This is a genomic window from Rhodobacteraceae bacterium IMCC1335 (assembly GCA_039640495.1).
Classification (GTDB): Bacteria; Pseudomonadota; Alphaproteobacteria; order Rhodobacterales; family Rhodobacteraceae; genus Thalassovivens.
This window is the reverse complement of record CP046864.1, coordinates 1,320,701-1,340,186: the sequence shown is the minus strand read 5'-3', so window position 1 is coordinate 1,340,186 and position 19,486 is coordinate 1,320,701. Positions and strand designations below refer to the sequence as shown.

Genomic DNA, 19,486 nt, shown 5'->3' with positions numbered 1-19,486 from the left:
CCCAACCAAATTACGGCGGTAAAAAGAGATGGGATTGCACCCATTTTTTATAGTCTGCGCTTTCATAACCTGCCTCGCCCTGTGATAGAGGGAAGACTATCAGAGACTATGAAACTTTATAGTGCCAAAATAACGGCTTTGCTAACAGCCCTGCAAAGGGGCGGCAAAAACCCACTGTTGAAAAAGCCATAGCGCCCAGCGCTTTAAGGCCTTTAAACCTAAGCCAGACAGCAACGCGTAACGCAGCGATGCGAGGAGAAAACTTAAAACAGCCCTAAACTGACAGGCGATGGCCCGTATCGCGATCAAAATAAGATGCCTTATTCAGATCAAAACAAAACTCCATCGACTTCCCTGCTTCGGCTGAGGTTTCCGCCTGAAGCCGCGCCGTAACTTCTTTTCCGCCAAGGCTGAGCACGACAAATGTATCGGCCCCTGCCGGCTCGACAACGCTCACTTTGCAAGGCGCCATTGGTTTTGCCGAACCATTGCGGAATTGACCATCAGTGATGTCTTCTGGGCGCAAGCCAAGCATCACTTCGCTGGGAAGATCACGCGCTTTGGTATCTGCCAAAACCAGAGGATCTTCTCCATCACGGCGAATAATAATATCAAAACCAGAAGATGTCTTTGACGTTGAAGCGGGCACCAAATTCATCGCAGGCGAGCCCATAAAATCTGCTACAAATAGATTTGCGGGCCGGTTGTAAATTTCTGCAGGCGTACCGATTTGCTGGATAACACCACTTTTCATAACAACAATCTTTGTCGCCAGGGTCATCGCTTCGATCTGATCATGCGTTACATAAACCATCGAGGCCCCCAAGGATTGGTGCAGCTTCTTAATCTCGGTGCGCATTTCAACGCGCAGTTTTGCATCGAGGTTTGACAAAGGCTCATCAAATAAAAACAGCTTTGGATCTCGCACCAACGCCCGCCCCATGGCCACCCTTTGGCGTTGCCCACCGGACAGTTGCCCCGGCCGCCGGTTCAACAATGGTTCAATTTGCAGCTGGCGTGACACCTCCTGCAATTTTTGTGCTTGGACCTCTTTATCAACGCCGCGCACTTTCATCCCAAACGTGATATTTTTCGCAACCGACATGGTGGGGTAGAGCGCATAAGATTGAAACACCATTGCGATATTGCGATCCTTAGGGCTGACATGGGTCATATCCTGCCCGCTGATCGTAATCCCACCATTGCTGATCGGCTCCAGCCCCGCAATGCAATTGAGCAAGGTCGATTTCCCGCATCCAGAAGGGCCAACGAGAACCAAAAAATCGCCCTCGTCGATAGAAATATTGATATTTTTCAAAATTTCGATTGAGCCGAAATTCTTAGATAGATTTCTGATATCCAAAACAGGTGACATAGTCGTTATCCTTTGACCGAGCCTGCGGTCAAACCGCGAATGAAGTATTTTCCAGCAACCACGTAGACAAGCAATGTAGGCAGGGCAGCAATAATCGCTGCGGCCATATCAACATTATATTCTTTAACGCCGGTGGTTGAGTTTACGATATTGTTTAGCGCAACTGTGATCGGCTGTGTGCCAGCTTGGCTGAACGACACGCCGAATAAAAAATCGTTCCAAATTTGAGTGAACTGCCAGATCACGGTGACCACGATGATGGGCAGCGATAAGGGTAAAAAGATAGACCAAAATATGCGATAGAAGCCTGCCCCATCTACCTTCGCCGCCTTCACCAATTCTGCAGGGATTGAAACGTAATAGTTTCTGAAAAACAGCGTTGTAAAGCCGATCCCGTACACAACGTGAACGAAAATCAATCCCGGAATTGATCCTGCAAGCCCCATAAGCCCAAGCATCCGCGCCATGGGCAACAGCACCACTTGAAACGGGATGAAACAGCCAAAAAGCATCAATGAGAAAATCAGGTTGGCGCCGCGGAATTGCCATTGCGCAACCACATATCCGTTGAGCGCACCGATCAACGTAGATAAAATCACAGCAGGCACAGCCAGTAAAACTGAATTCCAAAAATAGGGTTGAAGCCCTTCACATTGAATGCCCGTACAAGCGCTGGACCATGCCGTTTGCCAAGCCTCAAACGTAATAACTCTGGGCAAGGCGACCAACGAGCCGGTGCGAATTTCTTCAAGGCTTTTCAACGATGTCGTGACCATCACGAACAAGGGCATCAGATAATAAACGACGAAGAGGCCTAAGAACAGATACAGCAACCATCGCAGCGCCACCGTGCCAAAAGATTGTTTTTTGGCCATATGAGGGTTGGAAAGATCAGTCATTTTTCGCCCGCAATTCGGAATAGAGATAAGGAACCACAATCGTGAATACCACGGCCATCATAATCATGGCTGAACTGGCAGCTTGCCCGATATCACCGCGAGAAAACGCCATCGTATACATATAGGTTGCTGGCAGATCTGTTGCATAACCCGGCCCACCGCCGGTAAGCGCAATCACCAAATCAAAGCTTTTAATCGCCAAATGCGATAGAACGATAAAGGCTGACAAGAAGATTGGGGCCATAGAGGGAATGATGATCGCCGAATAAATGCGCCATGTTGGAATACCATCCACTTGTGCGGCTTTAATGATCTCTTCGTCTACGGAGCGGAGGCCAGCCAAAAACAGCGCCATCACAAATCCGGAAGATTGCCACACCCCGGCAAGAACCACCGTGTAAATGGCCATGTCAGAATTAACCAACCAATCGAAGGTAAAATTTTCATACCCCCATTTCTTCACCGTTGCCTCGATACCAAGGCCAGGGTTCAAAATCCATTTCCAAGCCGTGCCCGTCACGATCATTGAAAGCGCCATAGGGTAAAGGTAAATTGTACGAATAACCCCTTCAACCCGAATTTTTTGATCCAGAAAAATGGCCAGTACCAGACCAAGAAACATAGAAATCACGATGAATAAGATGCCAAAAACATACAGATTATTGATCGCGGTTTCCCAGCGGGGCGACTGAAACAACCTGTCATATTGGATCGTTCCCACGATATCATATTTCGGCAGAAGGCGTGATTTGGTGAATGACACCCAAGCGGTCCACCCGATAAATCCGTACACAAAAATCAAAATGGCCACGAAAGACGGCGCCATTACGAATTTGGGCATATGGCGTTCAAGCCACTCAGTCATCATATTTCTCCAGAAAAAACTGCCTTGCCCGAAGCTATCGGGCAAGGCGACTTGCATTTACATGCTGTTTTGAACAGCTTGCAGCAACATCTGAACGGCGTCATCTGAGGACATGTCAGAGTTGAAATGCGATGTCACAACATCGGTAATTGCGCCAGATTGTGCTCCACGCAAGGCCATACCGTGAGCATAGCTTGGCAATAATGATCCACCGGCGTTGCTGTCGGCCATATCTTTTGCCGATGTATGCGCGCAGCTGTCAAACTCATCCAAGGCAACATCTGTACGGGCTGGAATTGAGCCTTTGTTCAGGTTGAAAACCTTCTGGAAGTTCTTGCCTACGATCAATTCCGCCAAAAGCAGCTGACCGGCCGTTTTGTCATCGCCCGCAACATCGAACATTGCAAAGCTGTCTACATTATAGAGGAAGCCCTCACCAGGGGTTGAGGCGCAGAGGAAATCTTTGCCAGGCTCTTTGCCTGCTGCAAGGAATTCACCTTTGGCCCAGTCTCCCATGATTTGGAAAGCAGCTTCGCCATTCATCACCATGGCTGTTGCCAAGTTCCAGTCGCGACCAGAGAAATTCGAGTCAACAAAACCGCGCATCGTGCGCATTTGGTCGAATACGGCTTTCATTGTGTCCGAAGTTAAAGTTGCCTCATCAAGGTCCACGAACGCTTTTTGGAAGAACTCTGCTCCCCCAACGCCCAATGCGACAGCTTCAAAAACGGTTGCATCTTGCCAAGCTTGTCCACCATGCGCCAAAGGCGTGATGCCCGCGGCCTGAAGTTTTTCGGCAGCTGCGTTAAACTCGGCCCATGTGGTTGGCATAGCAATGCCATTGGCTTCCAAGATCGCGGCATTCGCCCAGATCCAATCGATGCGATGTACGTTGACCGGCGCCGCGCACCATGTGCCTTCGCATTTCATGTGGCCCGCGATTGACGCTGGCAGAACATCGGCCCAGCCATTGGCTTGGGCAACCGATGAGATATCCGCCAAAACACCCTCTTCATACCATTCTTGAATGGCGGGGCCTTTCAACTGAACCGCCGTTGGCGCGTTGCCAGAAAGAACCCGCGCGCGCAACGCTGTCATCGCTGCATCGCCGCCGCCGCCCGCAACGGGCATATCTGTCCATGTGCCACCCTTTGAGGCAAATTCTTCTTGCAAAACGGCAACTGACTTGGCTTCACCGCCGGATGTCCACCAATGCAAAACTTCGGCTTCCGGTCCCGCAAAGCCAGCGGTTGCAGAAATAATACTTACAGCAGCGGATGCTGCCAGAGCAGATTTTAAGGTCATAATTTCCTCCCAAAATGTCGCCCAACGCGACGAATGCAGATGCATTGCCCGCCCCATCACGAAGTTCAACCGCCAAGATTTGGTTTACAGCAGCCGATCGTTAGTTTTTCGTTTCTTTTGTTACAAACTGTTACCTTCGACTGGAATTTGTTGCACAGTGTTACATCGATAGCAGCGAAAAGCACAGATAACTCTTTTAGCAAGATAAAGGCATGAAATGGCAATACAACGGCTTTTGGTGGTGGATGATGATGATGATATGCGCAGCATGATGACGCAATATCTGCGCAAATCCGGTTATATGGTGATGGCCGCGGCCACCGGCCGGGATGTAAAAGCCCATCTGGAAAAAGGCCGCATTGATCTGGTCCTCTTAGACGTGATGCTTGGCGATGAAAACGGGGTTCAGATCTGCGCTAACCTGCGCAATACGCATGATGTGCCGATTATTCTTGTATCTGCACTTTCGGCTGATCACCAGCGAATGCAAGGCTATGAGGTTGGTGCCGACGATTATATCGCCAAGCCTTTCAACCCCGATTTACTGCTCGCGCGCATTCGCGCAGTACTGCGGCGCGGCCAACGCTCTGCCTCTTTGAATTATCGCCGCAACACATCGCAATATTTTTTTTCGGGTTGGCAATATGATGGAAAACGCGATGAAGTCCAATCTCCGTCAGGATTTCAAGTGGTGCTTTCGCGCCGCGAAACCGCGCTTTTAAAAGTGTTACTTGCCAACCCACATATTCCTCTGACACGCGACGAAATCTTATCGGCAATGGATGTTACAAAAGATATTGAAAATGAACCGAGCGATGTGTCAGGGCGGGCTTTGGATGTTTTGGTCGGACGGCTTCGACAGAAAATTGAAAACAATCCAAAAGAACCACAACTTCTAAAAACAGAACGCGGCGTTGGATATATTTTCGCAACGGATGTGGATCGCACCAGCGCATGAGGATGTGGCCGCGAAAATTTAATTCCCTGCGTATTACAGGAATTGTTTTGATTATGCTCGCCGCTACAATCGGGGCTGGATCGGTTTGGATTTGGATGCACAGCCATGCCGCCTGGCAAAGCCATTTGCAGCGGGCCTTCAACAGCGGCCTTAGGCTGTCAGATATTCTTCGAGAACAGGCAAGCCCACCCTCTGATCTGGGGATAACCCAACTCAAACCAAATGATATTCTGAGCGCAAATAAAGGAAAATTTGGGCTTTTGACCGATCAATCCGCAACGCCGTACGTCACGGTATTTTCGCTGAAAGTCAGCGGTCCGAAGCTGCGAACCCAAGAAACTTTATCGCTGGCAATTGTATCCTCAGATCTGCAATATCCAGTTAGAGAAATCGCCAAAACGAAAGACGGATCCGCGGCAGTTGCGCTTGGCGATGTGACCCGCTTATTGGCCTCATACTGCTCGGACCCGATCCTTTTTGCGCGTTATCAAGACGGGTATTGGTATAAAATCGACGGGTCGAAGGTTTGGGGCTGTGACGCCGCCCCAATAGACCGACGCCCGCATGCGGTGCTTTTGGCCTTGCTCGGGCTAGGGTTTTTGATTTTGCGCCTGCAAGATGTGGCTGCCAATTTTAGCGCCTATGCCGCGCTGCTTGGCGCGCAAAGGCGCAGCGATATAAATGAAACCTCACCGGTGGAAGGCCCCCTTGAACTGCTGGAAATCGCGAACCAGGTGGAAGCCTATCGAGAACGAGAACGAGACGCGCTGGAAAAGCGCGCGATGGTTCTTTCAGCCGTGAGCCATGATCTGGGAACACCGGCCACTCGGGCCCGGCTTCGAATCGCACTTATTGAAGATGAAGAGCTACGACAAAAGCTTGAGCGGGATATCGATCAAATGACGCATATGATCGACAGCATATTGAACTATACGCGCTCAGAGCTAAGCGCAGAGCGGCCAAGACGGCTGTCTTTACGCGCCTTGATATCGGCCATCGTGGATGATTATCAAGATCTTGGCCACCCGGTCACGCTGGCGGGGGAACCCCCGGTGAAAATCAAAATGCAGCATAGTGTGTTTGATCGTAACCCGCGCAGCCGCGCTTTTAACATGGACGGGCTGCATCAGGTCATCGTGACCGCACGGCCACTGGCGCTGCGCCGTGCTGCCACGAATTTAATCGAAAATGCGCTTAAATATGGCCGCCGCGCGCATGTGACGCTTGAGGCGAACGCCACCCAGGCACATCTGACCATCGCCGACCAGGGCGGACGCATTGACCCTGAGTTAATCGCAAAGCTAACAACGCCTTTTTCACGCGGTGAGAATAGCAAAGCCAACCCTGGCTTTGGCTTGGGCCTCACGATTGTAGACACAATTGCAACGCAGCATGAAGGCTCGCTCACCTTCGAGCAGGGGGCGCAAGGCTTAAATGTACGCTTTACAATTCAACGTTAATCCCCTGCTCGAGACACCCAAACAGCCCCCTGTTCAGAGCTTTTTTGACAGGCTTGAATAAACCACATTCCCGCCAGACCCGCGTCTAAATTGGGCAAAAGCTCACCCGCGCCGACGCCGGAGATTAAGTCAGCCGCGTCGCTATAGAGCGTTGCAAACCCCTCTAGATAGCCTTCGGGATGACCAGGGGGAATGCGGGTCCAATCGCCGGCAGTTTCTCCAAACCCTGCCCCGCCTCTGGTGAGCAGCTGTTTGGCCTGCCCAAAGCGCGTAAAGCTCAATTGATTTGGGTTTTCTTGCTGCCATTCCAAACCGGCTTTCTCGCCGTAAATCCGTAATGTCAGCGTATTCTCGCACCCTACCGCAACTTGACTGGCCCAAAGCATACCTTTTGCCCCCTTCTCAAACCGCAGCATAATATGGGCATTGTCATCCACACGGCGGCCATCCACAAAACTGTGCAAATCCGCACAAAGCGCTTGAGGGTGCAAACCCGATACAAAACTGGCCAAGTTTAAAGCATGTGTGCCGATGTCACCAATGGCGCCCGCGCCAGATTTTTCGGGATTTACCCGCCAATCTGCCTGCTTGTTATCCGCAGCTTCGCTCAACCAATCTTGCGCATATTCCGCCTGAATCACCCGAATTTCGCCCAATTCGCCGTTTTCCACCAATTTGCGCGCCTGCCGGATCACCGGATAGCCCGTGTAATTATGCGTGAGAATAAAATGCGCCTTCGACGCCCTTACCGCCGCATCGATGAGCTGAGCTTGTTCAGACGTGGCCGCCAAAGGTTTATCACAAATCACGTGAATACCCGCTTCTAAAAAAGCTATGGCTGGCCCCGCATGCATATGATTGGGCGTGACGATGGCAACTGCATCAATCCCATCGGCGCGGGCGGCTTCTTGCACAGCCATCTCAGCATAGCTTTGGTAAGATCGCTTTGGGTCCAAGCCCAATTCCTTAGCCGAAGCCTCTGCACGCGCGGGGTGGGATGACAAAGCCCCGGCCACCAATTCCCAACGCCCATCAAGCCGCGCAGCCATTCGGTGGACGCCGCCAATAAACGCGCCTTGGCCACCGCCAACCATTCCTAATTTTAAAGTTTTCACAGCCCCAACATCCTTTTGATTTGCGCCTCGTCACGCTCTGCACCAGCGAAATCATCGAACGCTTTTAACGGAGTTTCGATCAAATGTTTTGCAATAAACGGCGCACTTTCAGCCGCCCCTTGTTCGGCGGATTTCAAACAACATTCCCATTCCAATACCGCCCAGCTGTTATAGCCATATTGTGTCAGCTTGGAAAAAATCGCCGCGAAATCAACTTGACCATCACCCAAACTGCGAAACCGGCCTGCCCGGTTGACCCAAGGTTGATAGCCTGAATATACGCCTTGGCGCCCATCCGGGTTAAATTCGGCATCTTTAACATGAAACGCATTGATCCGGTCATGATACAGGTCAATAAAAGCCAGATAATCCATTTGTTGAAGCAAAAAATGGCTGGGGTCATAATTGATTAAGGCACAATCATGCCCGCCTGTTGCATCCACAAACATCTCATAGGTCGCGCCATCAAACACATCTTCACCAGGATGAATTTCGTAACCGATTGACACGCCATGCTCTTTATAATGATCCAGAATCGGCGTCCAACGGCGGCCCAGTTCGGCAAAGGCTTCTTCAATCAGGCCCTCTGGACGTTGCGGCCAAGGATACAGATAGGGAAAGGCAAGCGCTCCTGTGAAGGAAACAGAGGTCTTCAGGTTTAACCGCTGTGAAGCGATGGCAGCTTTTTTCATTTGATCAACGGCCCAAGCCTGACGCTTTTTCGGATTTTTTTGGCACGCCGCCGGAGCGAAGGCGTCAAACGCGATATCATAGGCCGGGTTGACCGCCACCAATTGGCCCTGGAGATGCGTTGATAATTCGGTGATCTCTACACCGGCATCGGCGCAAATGCCTTGGACTTCATCACAATAAGTCGTGCTTTCAGCCGCGCGATCCAAATCAAAAAGGCGCGTATCGAAGGTTGGAATTTGCACGCCTTTATAGCCAAGACTGGCCGCCCATTTCGTAATGCCCTCTAAAGAGTTAAACGGAGCTTCATCTCCGGCAAATTGCGCCAGAAAAATTCCTGGTCCTTTGATCTGCGATTTCATCTGTTTTTCCTATTCTCACCTTGGTAAAATTTTAAAATCGGGCTCAGAACCAGCCCTTATATATCTTCTGGGCCAACCAGCTTTTGCAATGGCGGTCCGCTTGGCTGAGCAATAGCGTTTAGAACCGCGCGCGCCAAAAATGTTCCTGCCGGAGATGCATTTTCAAACGTCGTCAAGATATCTGGTCGAAAATTGGCCAAAAACGGTTGTAATTCTTTTGTCCAGACATCGATCGTATCGCCCACCACACCCTTAATCTTTTCGACAGCTTGCGCGGCGGTGAGACCTGCATCGATAGACGCGGCGATCACCGCATCAATATGGGGCGCGCGCGCAAGCTCTTGGGCAATCGCAGCAGCAAAAGCCGCAGGGCTTTCGGCGCCCTGTATTTTTTCGATAGGCCGTTCAATAAAGCGCACCGCCATCGAAAGTTCTTTCCCCGCTTCAGTTAACGCCCGGAGCATGTCCTGGGCGTAGGTTTGCGTCAACGGCGGCGCAAGCAAAAGCACCGAAGATCTGCCCCGATCCTTAAGCTTGCGCATCGCATCCCACACATAAGCATGGTTATCAAAGTCGAAATAAGCATGCTGCTCACGCCACTTGCTACGGCCATGCGTGGCAAACGGAAATTGATGTTCTAACAAATAAGCAACCCGCGGATCTTCGAGTTCAATCTGGTTCATAATGATGCCATCAGCCAACCCATTCTCGACGATACGTTGCACAGGCAACAACGAATCCTCAGCGGCAAAAAACGGTGTCACGTTCAAATGATATGGGGTGCCCAGAAACTCTGCGCTGATAGATCGGATGATAATCGAATAAAAAATATTTGTTTCCTCATCTGTCATTGGCAATAACAGTGAGATGACATTGGTTTTGCCGGTTCTCAGCCGAACGCCGGCACGATCGGGAACATATCCAACGGCCTCCGCAATATGTTTAACAAGATTTTTTGTATTATCGCCAATATCTGGCGCATCAGACAAAGCCCGCGACACCGTGGCCACGGCAAACCCGCTAAGGCGAGCTAAAGTTTTTAAAGTCGGTTTTTCCCCAGGCAAAAGGCGCGCCGCAAAGTCTTGATCAACCGTCTCACGTTTACGCGCCATCTTTTGTCACTTTATCCCTAATATCCAGCCAACCCGCAGATGCCATTCTGCAGAAACAGGTAGATTTTCAATATTTAATTATATTTTTTCAAGACTTTTCCGGTGATAAAATTTAAAATGTGGACCTTCTAGCGCGCAGGATGAGAAGAGTTTAGATTATTATAAAATTGTTGCAAGTAAAAACTAAAACGTTATAGATTTACACGAATCGATTCAGACATGGGAGGTCAATCGTGAAACTACTATCAAAATTTATAACAGCGACGGCATTTGTTGCAGCCGGAAATGCATCAGCAACTGAACTGGACGTCATGCATTGGTGGACATCCGGCGGCGAAGCCGCTGCGGTTGCCGAATTTGCAAAAGCCTTTGACGCGACGGGCAATACTTGGGTTGACGCAGCGATTGTGGGCGGTGAAGCCGCGCGCGCGGCCATGGTAAGCCGGATCATTGGCGGAGAGCCGATGGGAGCATTCCAATTCAACCATGGCCGTCAGGCAGAAGAGCTTATCGAATCTGGCCTTTTGCGTGATATCACCGATATCGCCGAAGCCGAAGGCTGGAAAGACATGGTTAACCCCTCTTCGCTGCTTGACGCCTGCACCGTCGATGGCCGTATTTACTGCGCGCCTGTCAATATCCACTCATGGCAGTGGCTGTGGGTCAGCCACAAAGCCTTTGAAGATTCTGGGGTTGCAGTTCCAACAAATTGGACCGAATTTGTAGCTGGTGCAGCCGCTCTGGAAGCTGCTGGTAAAGTACCATTGGCGATGGGCCAGCAAGGTTGGCAACAATCTGGCGCGTTCAACGTGATGATGGCCTCGCTTCTGCCAAACGACATTTTTATGGCTGTTTATGGTGATAAAGACGCCTCTGTTGCAGCAGGCCCAGAAGTAACCTCGCTGTTCGAAGCGGCTGAAAATGCGCGCTCCATGGCGGCAAAATCAACCGTTCAAAACTGGAATGACGCAACCAACTTGGTCATCACAGGTCAAGCCGGTGGTCAAATCATGGGTGATTGGGCGCAGGGTGAATTTGCGGTTGCGAATGCCGTAGCGGGCGAAGATTATAGCTGCTTGCCCGGTTTGGGGATGAACCCAAGATTGGGAACGGGCGGCGATGCATTCTATTTCCCCGTTCTGAAGGATGATGCGAAAATTGCAGCGCAAGGTGAATTGGCGGCATTGTTGCTTAAGCCGACAACGCAAGTTGCTTTCAACCTGAAGAAAGGATCGCTTCCAGTACGCGGAGATGTTGATCTGTCAGCGGCAAATGATTGCATGCAAAAAGGTTTGGCTTTGCTTGACCAAGGCGCCTTGTTGCCAGATACCAATATGCTTCTAACGCCTGACACGGCAAACCAAATGAACACATTGTTTACTGAGTTCTTTGCCGACACATCCATCTCAGCGGCGGATGCACAAGCTGACTTTGTGAAAATGATCGCAAACGCAGACTAAACCCAAAACAGAATGTCAGCCCGCTATCGCGGGCTGACACCCCTTTTTTATTAAAGCATTGGATGTTGAGGCCGCAGATGTCGCATAAGCGCCCTAATCAGCTTTTCAGAAACAAATCAGCTAAGATTGCCGCAATCCCAATGATTGTGACGGCCCTATTTGTTTTCGTGGGCGGCACCGCTTGGACTATTGTCTATAGTTTTACAAAATCTGGCCTGCTACCACGTTTGAAATGGGTTGGCCTGCAGCAATATGAGCGGCTTTGGGACACTAAGAAGTGGCTGGTTTCAATCGAAAACCTGTTCATCTATGGCCTATGTATGTTGATTTTAATGTTCGTGATTGGCTTTATACTCGCGGCTTTAATTGACCAAAAAGTGCGCTTCGAAAGCGTTTTTCGCACCGTAATCTTATACCCTTATGCTTTAAGCTTCGTTGTGACAGGGTTGATCTGGCAGTGGATTTTGAATCCAAGTTTTGGCGTGCAAGGCATTGTAAGGGATCTCGGCTGGGCAAGCTTTACCTTCGATCCGCTCTACAACCCCGACATCGCGATTTTTGGCGTTCTCATTGCTGGCTTATGGCAGGGCAGCGGCTTGGTGATGGTGCTGATGCTCGCGGGCTTGCGCGGTATCGATGAAGATGTTTGGAAGGCCACGCGTGTTGATGGTATTCCGACATGGAAAACCTATGTGGTTGTTATTATTCCAATGATGCGACCCGTGTTCATCACAACTTTGGTGATCGTAACCACGGGCATTGTCAAAGTGTTCGATCTGATCGTCGCACAGACCGGCGGCGGCCCCGGTATCGCCACAGAAGTGCCCGCAAAATATGTATATGATCTTATGTTTCAAGCGCAAAACCTGGGTCAAGGCTTCGCAGCTTCAACCATGATGCTGCTCACCGTTATGTTGGTTGTTGTGCCTTGGGCAATGCTTGAATTTGGAGGTTCAAAAAAACATGGCTGAGCAAGAGATCATGAATGGCCCTCGGGGCCCGAAACCTCGCAAAACCTTTTCGCGCAGAAATATCTTTCTCTATGGGGCGCTGGCGTTTATCGCGGTATATTACGCCATTCCGCTTTATGTGATGACGGTCACCTCTTTAAAAGGCATGCCTGAAATTCGGCTGGGAAATATTTTTTCTCCACCCCTTGAGGTGACCTTTGCGCCTTGGGTGAAAGCTTGGTCGCAGGCCTGTACAGGGTTAACATGTGAAGGCTTAAGCCGCGGGTTTTGGAACTCGGTTCAAATCACAATCCCCTCGGTCATCACCTCGATAATCGTCGCCTCCATCAATGGATATGCTTTGGCGAACTGGCGGTTTAAAGGCGCCAATGTGTTTTTTACAATTTTGATATTTGGAGCGTTCATCCCCTATCAGGTGATGCTTTACCCATTGGTGATCATGTTGCGGGAAATTGGCATATATGGATCACTGGGTGGATTGATTATCGTTCATACGATTTTTGGCATGCCCATTTTGACGCTGTTATTTCGTAACTATTTCACTTCGTTACCCGAAGAGTTGTTCAAAGCGGCGCGCGTGGATGGTGCCGGGTTTTGGGGTATTTATTTCCGCATTATGGTGCCCATGTCTTTGCCAATTTTTACGGTTGCCGTGATTCTTCAGGTGACCGGCATCTGGAATGACTTTCTGTTTGGTATTGTGTATACGGGGCCGGAAAATTACCCCATGACCGTGCAATTGAATAACATTGTGAATTCAACGCAGGGCGTGCAGGAATATAATGTGAATATGGCCGCCACAATCATCACGGGGCTGGTTCCCCTGACCATCTATTTCATCTCAGGAAAACTGTTCGTGCGCGGCATCGCAGCCGGCGCAGTTAAAGGATAAGCTGCATTATGCATTCGGTAGAAATAAAAAAATTAGACCTGAATTTTGGATCTGTAAATGTTCTGCACAATTTGGACCTTAATGTTCATAAGGGCGAGTTTCTGGTGCTTTTGGGATCGTCAGGATGCGGCAAGTCAACCCTGCTGAACTGTATTGCCGGATTGCTCGACATAACCGACGGGCAAATCCTGATCAATGGCACCAATGTCACTTGGGCCGAGCCATCAGAACGTGGTATCGGGATGGTTTTTCAATCCTACGCGCTTTATCCGCAAATGAACGTTGAGGGGAATTTATCCTTTGGCCTGAAAAACACGAAAATGCCTAAAGAGGAGATCAAAGCGCGTGTGGCTCGGGCCGCCGAAATTTTGCAGATCGAACCCTTGCTCTCCCGCAAACCCGCCGCGCTTTCTGGCGGGCAGCGCCAACGTGTAGCCATCGGGCGTGCTCTGGTGCGCGATGTCGATGTCTTTTTATTCGATGAGCCTCTGTCAAATCTGGATGCTAAGCTGCGTGCCGATTTACGCGTTGAAATCAAGCGTCTGCACCAACAATTGGGCAATACGATGATTTATGTTACGCATGATCAAATCGAGGCCATGACATTGGCCGACCGTATCGCGGTGATGCGCAGTGGCAAAATCATGCAGCTTGCTTCACCAAATGATATCTACAACCGCCCACGCAATAAATATGTAGCGAATTTCATCGGTTCGCCCTCAATGAACTTTCTGGATGGTCAGATCCAAGATAACCATTTTATCTTCGAAGACGTCAAATTGCCGCTCGATCGTTATGAATTCTCTGAACAGCCAGCCAATAACTGCGCCGCAACCATTGGGATCCGTCCAGAGCATGTGATCGTGGGGGATTTAAGCGCCAAGGCTCCTTATCACACACAAGTCACCGTTGATTTGGTCGAACCGATGGGCTCGGACACGATCGTTGATTGCACCGTAAGCGGGGCCTATTTCAGATTTCGGATGGATGGCCAAGCCCGCGTAAAACCAGGAGATCTTGTCAGCATAGGGTTTGACCCGAAACAAGCCTCTCTGTTTGATCCTGCTTCCGAATTGCGCCTTTAACCCCCCTCTTAGCCCCTACAATAAAAGAAGATTACTCATGCCCGCACATTCCATGCAACTTTACTCGTTTCGAAATTTTGACTTAGCGGATACGCTGCAAACTCTGGCTGATCTGGGGTTGCGCGAGGTCGAGGGGTTCGGGGCATTATACGAAGATCCAAGTAAAACCAAAGCGCTGTTGGACGCATATGGCCTGTCAATGACCACCGGCCATTTCGACATAGATCTGGTTGAGAATGAACCAGAAAATGCCTTAAATATTGCACGTGAATTTGGCATGGAAGCCATGATCCTCGCCTTTTTAAAGCCCGAACGGCGACCAACAGATCGCGCAGGCTGGGCTGCCTTTGGCGCGCATCTTGAAACAATCGGTACGCCTATTCGTGCGGCGGGATTGCAGTTTGGCTGGCATAATCATGATTTCGAATTTATTCCCTTAGAGGATGGCACGTATCCGATTGAAGCCATTTTAGAGGCTGCGCCCTCGCTGGTTCTGGAACTTGATCTTGCTTGGGTGGCGGTTGCAGGGGGATCACCCGTAGAATGGATAGAGCGTTACAAAAATCGCATCATATCTGCGCATATCAAAGATCACGCCCCAAAGGGTGAAAACCTTGATGAAGGCGGTTGGGCTGATGTTGGGCATGGGGTGCTGGATTGGGATGAAATCAGCGCATGTTTACGCGCATCGGGCATTGGCCGTTATGTTCTGGAACATGACAATCCAAAAGATGGTGTGCGCTTTGCAACAAGATCCTACGAAAAACTGATAACCTTTTAAACTAAAGGCCACTGCAAGAAAGGCGCTAAAATTATGAAGAAAATGGGCATTGGCCTTATTGGATGTGGTAATATCTCAACGGCTTATCTACAATTGGCATCGCAATTTTCACCCCTAGAAATGCGCGCTGTTGCAGATCTTGATATGGCTGCAGCCAAAACTCAGGCAGAAAAATTTAACCTCCGCGCGCTCAGCGTACCTGAACTACTTGCCAGCGGTGATATCGATATTATTGTGAATCTGACCGTACCAGCGGCGCATTTTGAGATCACAAAACAAATCCTACAAGCGGGAAAACATGCCTTTTCGGAAAAACCGTTTGTGCTCAGCTTGCAAGAAGGTGAGGCGTTGCGCAAATTGGCCGATGAAACGGGCTTGCGCATCGGTTCGGCGCCCGACACGTTTTTGGGCGGAGCCCATCAAATGGCGCGATCTTTGATTGATCAGGGCGCGATAGGAGAGATTTTAAGCGGCACCTGCCATGTCATGTCGCGGGGGATGGAAGCATGGCATCCGAACCCTGATTTTTTCTTTCAACCTGGTGGCGGGCCAGTGCTCGATTTAGGCCCTTATTACATTACGAATTTGGTGCAACTGATCGGGCCGGTCAAGGCGGTAAGCGCGATGGCCTCAACCGGCCTGAAAACCCGCACCATTGGCACCGGTGCGCGCACAGGAGAGAGCATACCCGTGGATACCCCCACCACGCATCATGCCTTACTCGAATTTCAATCCGGCGCGATTATAACGCTGGGTGCAAGCTGGGATGTTTGCGCACATCGGCACGAAAATATGGAGCTTTATGGCAGCGAAGGCTCGCTTTACCTGCCTGATCCCAATTTCTTCGGGGGCAGCGTGCTCTACACGGATGCAAGCGGGGGCACCGCGCAGCCCAAGCAAAATGATCATCCGTTCGGCATCACCAATACCACCGATGGACAAGGCGAAAAGCGGGCCAATTACCGCTGCGCCGGGCTTGCTGATATGGCGGCGGCAATTCTTGAAAACCGCCCGCATCGTTGTTCTTTGGATTTGGCAGCGCATGTCGTGGACGTGATGACGAGTATTCTGGATTCGGGTGAGAAAAAGCAGTGGATTGAGCTGTCAACCAGTTGCGCACGGCCCGCAGCGCTCTGTAAAACAGAGGCTTTAAAACTGCTAGATCAAACAGCGGGGTAATATGAGAGTGATCAAGAATCCGGTTTTACCAGGTTTTCATCCGGATCCGTCTTTTCTTCGGGTCGGTTCCGATTACTATCTAGCGACCTCTACCTTTGAATGGTATCCCGGGGTGCGCATTTATCATTCAACCAATCTTGGCGCGTGGCGCTTGGTGGCAACCCCTTTGAACAGGCCTGCGCTTTTAGACATGCGTGGAAACCCAGATTCAGGCGGTGTTTGGGCCCCGTGCCTCTCTTATGCGGACGGTTTATTTTGGTTGGTTTACACAGATGTGAAACGCTTGGACGGCGCTTTTAAGGATACGCATAATTATATCACAACCTGCCCGCGCATCGATGGCGAATGGTCTGATCCAATCTACGTAAACTCGTCGGGATTTGATCCGTCGCTTTTTCACGATGACGATGGCCGCAAATGGCTCTTGAATATGGTTTGGAATCATGGCGCGCATGATACAGGCTCTAACCCGACGCATCACCGTTTTGATGGCATAGCTCTGCAGGAATGGGACCCCGATAAAGGTTTGTTCGGACCCATTAAAAACATCTGGTCCGGAAGCCAAAGAGGGCTGACAGAAGCACCCCATATTTTCAAAAGAAACGGCTATTATTACCTAACCACCGCAGAGGGGGGAACCGGCTATGGGCACGCGGTGAGCATGGCGCGCGCGCGCCATCTAGAGGGGCCCTATGAGGTCCATCCAGAACAACATTTGATGACGCATAGCGCCACGCCTGACCACGCGTTTCAACGCATTGGGCACGGCCAATATGTTGAGACCCAAGACGGTGATGCCTATCACTCATTTTTGATGGGGCGGCCAATACCCGACCCAGATGGGGTTGGCCGTTTTTGTCCCTTGGGCCGTGAAACAGGATTAGAGCGCTGCGTTTGGAAAGCCGATAACTGGCTTTATCTTGAAGAATCTGGGCAAAACGTTCGGGCAAACCTGCCCAGCTCTGACCAAGGCCAGCACAGCGTTCAAAAAGCCAAAACCAAAACAATAAATTATACGTTCAATCACCTTCATTCTGATTTCCAATGGCTTAGAACGCCGTTTCCCGAAAGGTTATTTCGTTTAGAAAATAATCGTTTAATTTTAATAGGGCGGGAAAGCATCGGCAGTTGCTTTGAACAAGCATTGCTCGCGCGCCGCCAACAACATCTCATCTATTCCGCCGAATGCCAGCTGGAATTTGCGCCGCAAACCTATCAGCAAGCCGCCGGTTTGATCACCTATTATAACGGCCATAAATTTCATGCGCTCATGCTGTCTCATGATCAAAAACTTGGCCGGATATTAACCATGTTTTCCTGTCCGGGCCGCTATCCCAATACGGATATGGACTATCCACTTGCGGCGCCGGTGCCCGTCGCTGAGGGGCGGGTCGAATTACGCGTTCAAACCGATCATGCCAAGCAACAGTTTTTCTGGAAACAGGCTGAAGATTGGCATCCGATTGGCCCAGTTTTGAATGCAGCTTGCCTGTCAGATGAAGCCGGCAAAGGCGAAGGCAAGTCTTTTACAGGCAATTTCGTCGGTATGATTGCCTTTGATACGTCAGGTTTGGCCGCCGAAGCGCAATTTTCCCGCTTCAGCTATACTGGCGCCGAATAAGCTTTGAACAATCGCGGCAACTGTCTTGGGTAAAAACACGGTTTTAACACCATTTCTGCTCAGCTATAAATAGCTAAATCTGCTTATCAGGTCTTGCCAAGGCTTAACGTAACACCGCCTCAGCACCCCTGTATAAATGATAGATACAACCTTGCTCTGCGTGCAGCTTTAATAAGTCAGCCTGATCAAGGCCCAGATAAAGGCCGCGCAAGACCTTAGAGGTCACTGCATGCGTAACGATAATAGCCGGATCTTCAAGTTCTTGTAAAAAGGACATGACCCGCGTTGAGATCATCTGAAAGGTTTCACCGCCTGGACTCTTAAAAAACCAGTCAAATCCTTGCACTGGCGCTTTGATTGTTTGATTTATGTCCTCGCGCGTGGCCCCTTCCCACGCGCCAAAATTGATTTCAAGCAAACGCGGATCTTTTACGTGAGTTTTGATAAAGGGGGCTGCAAGATTTGCCGTTGTTAAAGTTCTTCCCAAAGGGCTAACGAACACAATATGCGGCAAGCTTTTAGCAGATCGCAACACTTCGCCTTGGGCCAAGGCCTGCTGCCGCCCCTTATCTGTCAGAGGCGAGTCTTTTTGCCCCTGAAAACGCCCCTGCTGGTTCCAGAGCGTTTCACCATGTCTTAAAATATAAAGCTCGGGATAAGGGTACATGCTCGAAACCTATCTTAATAAAATCATACAGACACATGCATATGCTGCGGATCACAGTTTTAAAAGGCGCAGAAACGTTTCCCAAAAACCGTTTCAACAAACACACCTAACGTTAAAATCCGCTGGATTTATTCCCAAAAAATACTTTCGTAACCTCTTGAATAATTTCCCATGTGACGCGGCGTCCATCGGGCATAAAAAGGCTGTCGCCGGCACCCAACACGTGGCTTTTGCCCGTTGATTGATCTGTCAGATGGCAACGCCCAGATAAAAAGGTCATCAATTCATCGCCCTGCTCTGTGCATTCAAAGGTACCCGCAGTGCAGCGCCAGATGCCCGAGCGCGTTGTATAGCCCGCCCCCCCGGTATCAATACGGCCCGATGCGGCGGGCGCCCCAAACAGAATTTTATAATTGCTTTCAGGGTTATCAAAAGGCCAAGGCTGCAAAACCCCAATCTCAGTACCGGGTGTATAAATCTGCATGCCTCAGCTCCTGAAAATTACCAATAATCAATCGACCTTAGCACATGTTATACATGATGTAAGTTGATGTGAGGCGCGCGCGAGCAGCGACTTCTTTGCCAACCTAGATCAAAAATCTGTAAATTTTCCAGAACCCAACCCGACAAATAGAAATTGCGCGTTGGAAAACGGCTGTTTCACCCAACGGAAGATGATCACAGGGCAT

Annotated in this window: 18 protein-coding genes; 9 read left to right on the top strand and 9 right to left on the bottom strand. The window is 50.1% G+C overall.

Annotated elements, in window-relative coordinates; translation table 11 throughout:
• Window positions 1-274: 274 nt before the first annotated feature.
• The 4 genes from ugpC (GN241_06390) to GN241_06375 are packed head-to-tail and all read right to left on the bottom strand — an operon-like array spanning window position 275 to window position 4,444.
• Complete coding sequence (gene ugpC, locus GN241_06390; GenBank protein XAT57026.1) at window positions 275-1,375, bottom strand: sn-glycerol-3-phosphate ABC transporter ATP-binding protein UgpC; 1,101 nt, start codon at window positions 1,373-1,375, stop codon at window positions 275-277.
• 5 nt (window positions 1,376-1,380) lie between these two features.
• Window positions 1,381-2,274: an ABC transporter permease subunit gene (locus GN241_06385; protein ID XAT57025.1), complete on the bottom strand. Its 894-nt coding sequence runs from the start codon at window positions 2,272-2,274 to the stop codon at window positions 1,381-1,383.
• Entirely contained in the window at window positions 2,267-3,139 is an 873-nt protein-coding gene (locus GN241_06380) for an ABC transporter permease subunit (GenBank protein XAT57024.1), read from the bottom strand. The genes GN241_06385 and GN241_06380 overlap by 8 nt, the downstream gene beginning before the upstream one ends.
• 57 nt (window positions 3,140-3,196) lie before the next feature.
• Window positions 3,197-4,444 carry an extracellular solute-binding protein gene (locus GN241_06375; GenBank protein ID XAT57023.1) on the bottom strand — a complete coding sequence of 416 codons (1,248 nt, stop codon included), beginning with the start codon at window positions 4,442-4,444 and terminating at the stop codon, window positions 3,197-3,199.
• A 217-nt stretch (window positions 4,445-4,661) separates the two neighbouring features.
• Here GN241_06375 and GN241_06370 point away from each other — a divergent pair, with 217 nt between their 5' ends.
• Both GN241_06370 and GN241_06365 read left to right on the top strand, forming a co-directional pair.
• Window positions 4,662-5,402, top strand: coding sequence for a response regulator (locus tag GN241_06370; protein ID XAT57022.1), 741 nt, complete (start codon window positions 4,662-4,664; stop codon window positions 5,400-5,402).
• Window positions 5,399-6,862: a sensor histidine kinase gene (locus GN241_06365; protein ID XAT57021.1), complete on the top strand. Its 1,464-nt coding sequence runs from the start codon at window positions 5,399-5,401 to the stop codon at window positions 6,860-6,862. The genes GN241_06370 and GN241_06365 overlap by 4 nt, the downstream gene beginning before the upstream one ends.
• On the opposite strand, the gene GN241_06360 is transcribed toward GN241_06365, so the two are convergent.
• The 3 genes from GN241_06360 to GN241_06350 are packed head-to-tail and all read right to left on the bottom strand — an operon-like array spanning window position 6,859 to window position 10,141.
• Window positions 6,859-7,956, bottom strand: a complete 1,098-nt coding sequence (locus GN241_06360) for a gfo/Idh/MocA family oxidoreductase (GenBank protein ID XAT59199.1) — start codon at window positions 7,954-7,956, stop codon at window positions 6,859-6,861. The genes GN241_06365 and GN241_06360 overlap by 4 nt on opposite strands.
• A gap of 17 nt (window positions 7,957-7,973) precedes the next feature.
• Window positions 7,974-9,029 (bottom strand): TIM barrel protein, encoded by a 1,056-nt coding sequence (locus GN241_06355; protein XAT57020.1) that lies wholly within the window; start codon window positions 9,027-9,029, stop codon window positions 7,974-7,976.
• A gap of 56 nt (window positions 9,030-9,085) precedes the next feature.
• Entirely contained in the window at window positions 9,086-10,141 is a 1,056-nt protein-coding gene (locus tag GN241_06350) for a LacI family DNA-binding transcriptional regulator (GenBank protein ID XAT57019.1), read from the bottom strand.
• A 311-nt stretch (window positions 10,142-10,452) separates the two neighbouring features.
• On the opposite strand from GN241_06350, the gene GN241_06345 reads away from it, so the two are divergent.
• The 7 genes from GN241_06345 (at window position 10,453) to GN241_06315 (ending at window position 18,130) form a co-directional block, all read left to right on the top strand.
• Window positions 10,453-11,601: an extracellular solute-binding protein gene (locus GN241_06345; protein XAT59198.1), complete on the top strand. Its 1,149-nt coding sequence runs from the start codon at window positions 10,453-10,455 to the stop codon at window positions 11,599-11,601.
• A 77-nt stretch (window positions 11,602-11,678) separates the two neighbouring features.
• Window positions 11,679-12,572, top strand: a complete 894-nt coding sequence (locus GN241_06340; protein XAT57018.1) for an ABC transporter permease subunit — start codon at window positions 11,679-11,681, stop codon at window positions 12,570-12,572.
• Window positions 12,565-13,464, top strand: coding sequence for an ABC transporter permease subunit (locus tag GN241_06335; GenBank protein ID XAT57017.1), 900 nt, complete (start codon window positions 12,565-12,567; stop codon window positions 13,462-13,464). Before GN241_06340 ends, GN241_06335 begins: the two co-directional genes overlap by 8 nt.
• An 8-nt stretch (window positions 13,465-13,472) precedes the next feature.
• Window positions 13,473-14,549, top strand: coding sequence for a sn-glycerol-3-phosphate ABC transporter ATP-binding protein UgpC (gene ugpC / locus GN241_06330; GenBank protein XAT57016.1), 1,077 nt, complete (start codon window positions 13,473-13,475; stop codon window positions 14,547-14,549).
• 37 nt (window positions 14,550-14,586) lie between these two features.
• Window positions 14,587-15,330, top strand: coding sequence for a TIM barrel protein (locus GN241_06325; protein ID XAT57015.1), 744 nt, complete (start codon window positions 14,587-14,589; stop codon window positions 15,328-15,330).
• Between the two features lie 33 nt (window positions 15,331-15,363).
• Window positions 15,364-16,509 carry a gfo/Idh/MocA family oxidoreductase gene (locus tag GN241_06320; GenBank protein ID XAT57014.1) on the top strand — a complete coding sequence of 382 codons (1,146 nt, stop codon included), beginning with the start codon at window positions 15,364-15,366 and terminating at the stop codon, window positions 16,507-16,509.
• 7 nt (window positions 16,510-16,516) lie between these two features.
• Window positions 16,517-18,130, top strand: a complete 1,614-nt coding sequence (locus GN241_06315) for a family 43 glycosylhydrolase (protein XAT59197.1) — start codon at window positions 16,517-16,519, stop codon at window positions 18,128-18,130.
• Between the two features lie 103 nt (window positions 18,131-18,233).
• Here the strand turns inward: GN241_06315 and GN241_06310 are convergent, their stop codons facing one another.
• Window positions 18,234-18,797: a histidine phosphatase family protein gene (locus GN241_06310; protein ID XAT57013.1), complete on the bottom strand. Its 564-nt coding sequence runs from the start codon at window positions 18,795-18,797 to the stop codon at window positions 18,234-18,236.
• Between the two features lie 112 nt (window positions 18,798-18,909).
• Entirely contained in the window at window positions 18,910-19,281 is a 372-nt protein-coding gene (locus GN241_06305; GenBank protein ID XAT57012.1) for a DUF861 domain-containing protein, read from the bottom strand.
• Window positions 19,282-19,486: the final 205 nt, after the last annotated feature.

Bases quoted from the DNA above. Each gene is read 5' to 3' on its own strand.
- GN241_06340 (XAT57018.1), top strand. From the start codon at position 11,679: ATGTCGCATAAGCGCCCTAATCAGCTTTTCAGAAACAAATCAGCTAAG.
- ugpC (XAT57026.1), bottom strand. From the start codon at position 1,375: ATGTCACCTGTTTTGGATATCAGAAATCTATCTAAGAATTTCGGCTCA.
- GN241_06335 (XAT57017.1), top strand. From the start codon at position 12,565: ATGGCTGAGCAAGAGATCATGAATGGCCCTCGGGGCCCGAAACCTCGC.
- GN241_06350 (XAT57019.1), bottom strand. From the start codon at position 10,141: ATGGCGCGTAAACGTGAGACGGTTGATCAAGACTTTGCGGCGCGCCTT.
- GN241_06370 (XAT57022.1), top strand. From the start codon at position 4,662: ATGGCAATACAACGGCTTTTGGTGGTGGATGATGATGATGATATGCGC.
- GN241_06385 (XAT57025.1), bottom strand. From the start codon at position 2,274: ATGACTGATCTTTCCAACCCTCATATGGCCAAAAAACAATCTTTTGGC.
- GN241_06355 (XAT57020.1), bottom strand. From the start codon at position 9,029: ATGAAATCGCAGATCAAAGGACCAGGAATTTTTCTGGCGCAATTTGCC.
- GN241_06360 (XAT59199.1), bottom strand. From the start codon at position 7,956: ATGGTTGGCGGTGGCCAAGGCGCGTTTATTGGCGGCGTCCACCGAATG.
- ugpC (XAT57016.1), top strand. From the start codon at position 13,473: ATGCATTCGGTAGAAATAAAAAAATTAGACCTGAATTTTGGATCTGTA.
- GN241_06345 (XAT59198.1), top strand. From the start codon at position 10,453: ATGCATTGGTGGACATCCGGCGGCGAAGCCGCTGCGGTTGCCGAATTT.
- GN241_06375 (XAT57023.1), bottom strand. From the start codon at position 4,444: ATGACCTTAAAATCTGCTCTGGCAGCATCCGCTGCTGTAAGTATTATT.
- GN241_06310 (XAT57013.1), bottom strand. From the start codon at position 18,797: ATGTACCCTTATCCCGAGCTTTATATTTTAAGACATGGTGAAACGCTC.
- GN241_06305 (XAT57012.1), bottom strand. From the start codon at position 19,281: ATGCAGATTTATACACCCGGTACTGAGATTGGGGTTTTGCAGCCTTGG.
- GN241_06320 (XAT57014.1), top strand. From the start codon at position 15,364: ATGAAGAAAATGGGCATTGGCCTTATTGGATGTGGTAATATCTCAACG.
- GN241_06325 (XAT57015.1), top strand. From the start codon at position 14,587: ATGCCCGCACATTCCATGCAACTTTACTCGTTTCGAAATTTTGACTTA.
- GN241_06365 (XAT57021.1), top strand. From the start codon at position 5,399: ATGAGGATGTGGCCGCGAAAATTTAATTCCCTGCGTATTACAGGAATT.
- GN241_06380 (XAT57024.1), bottom strand. From the start codon at position 3,139: ATGACTGAGTGGCTTGAACGCCATATGCCCAAATTCGTAATGGCGCCG.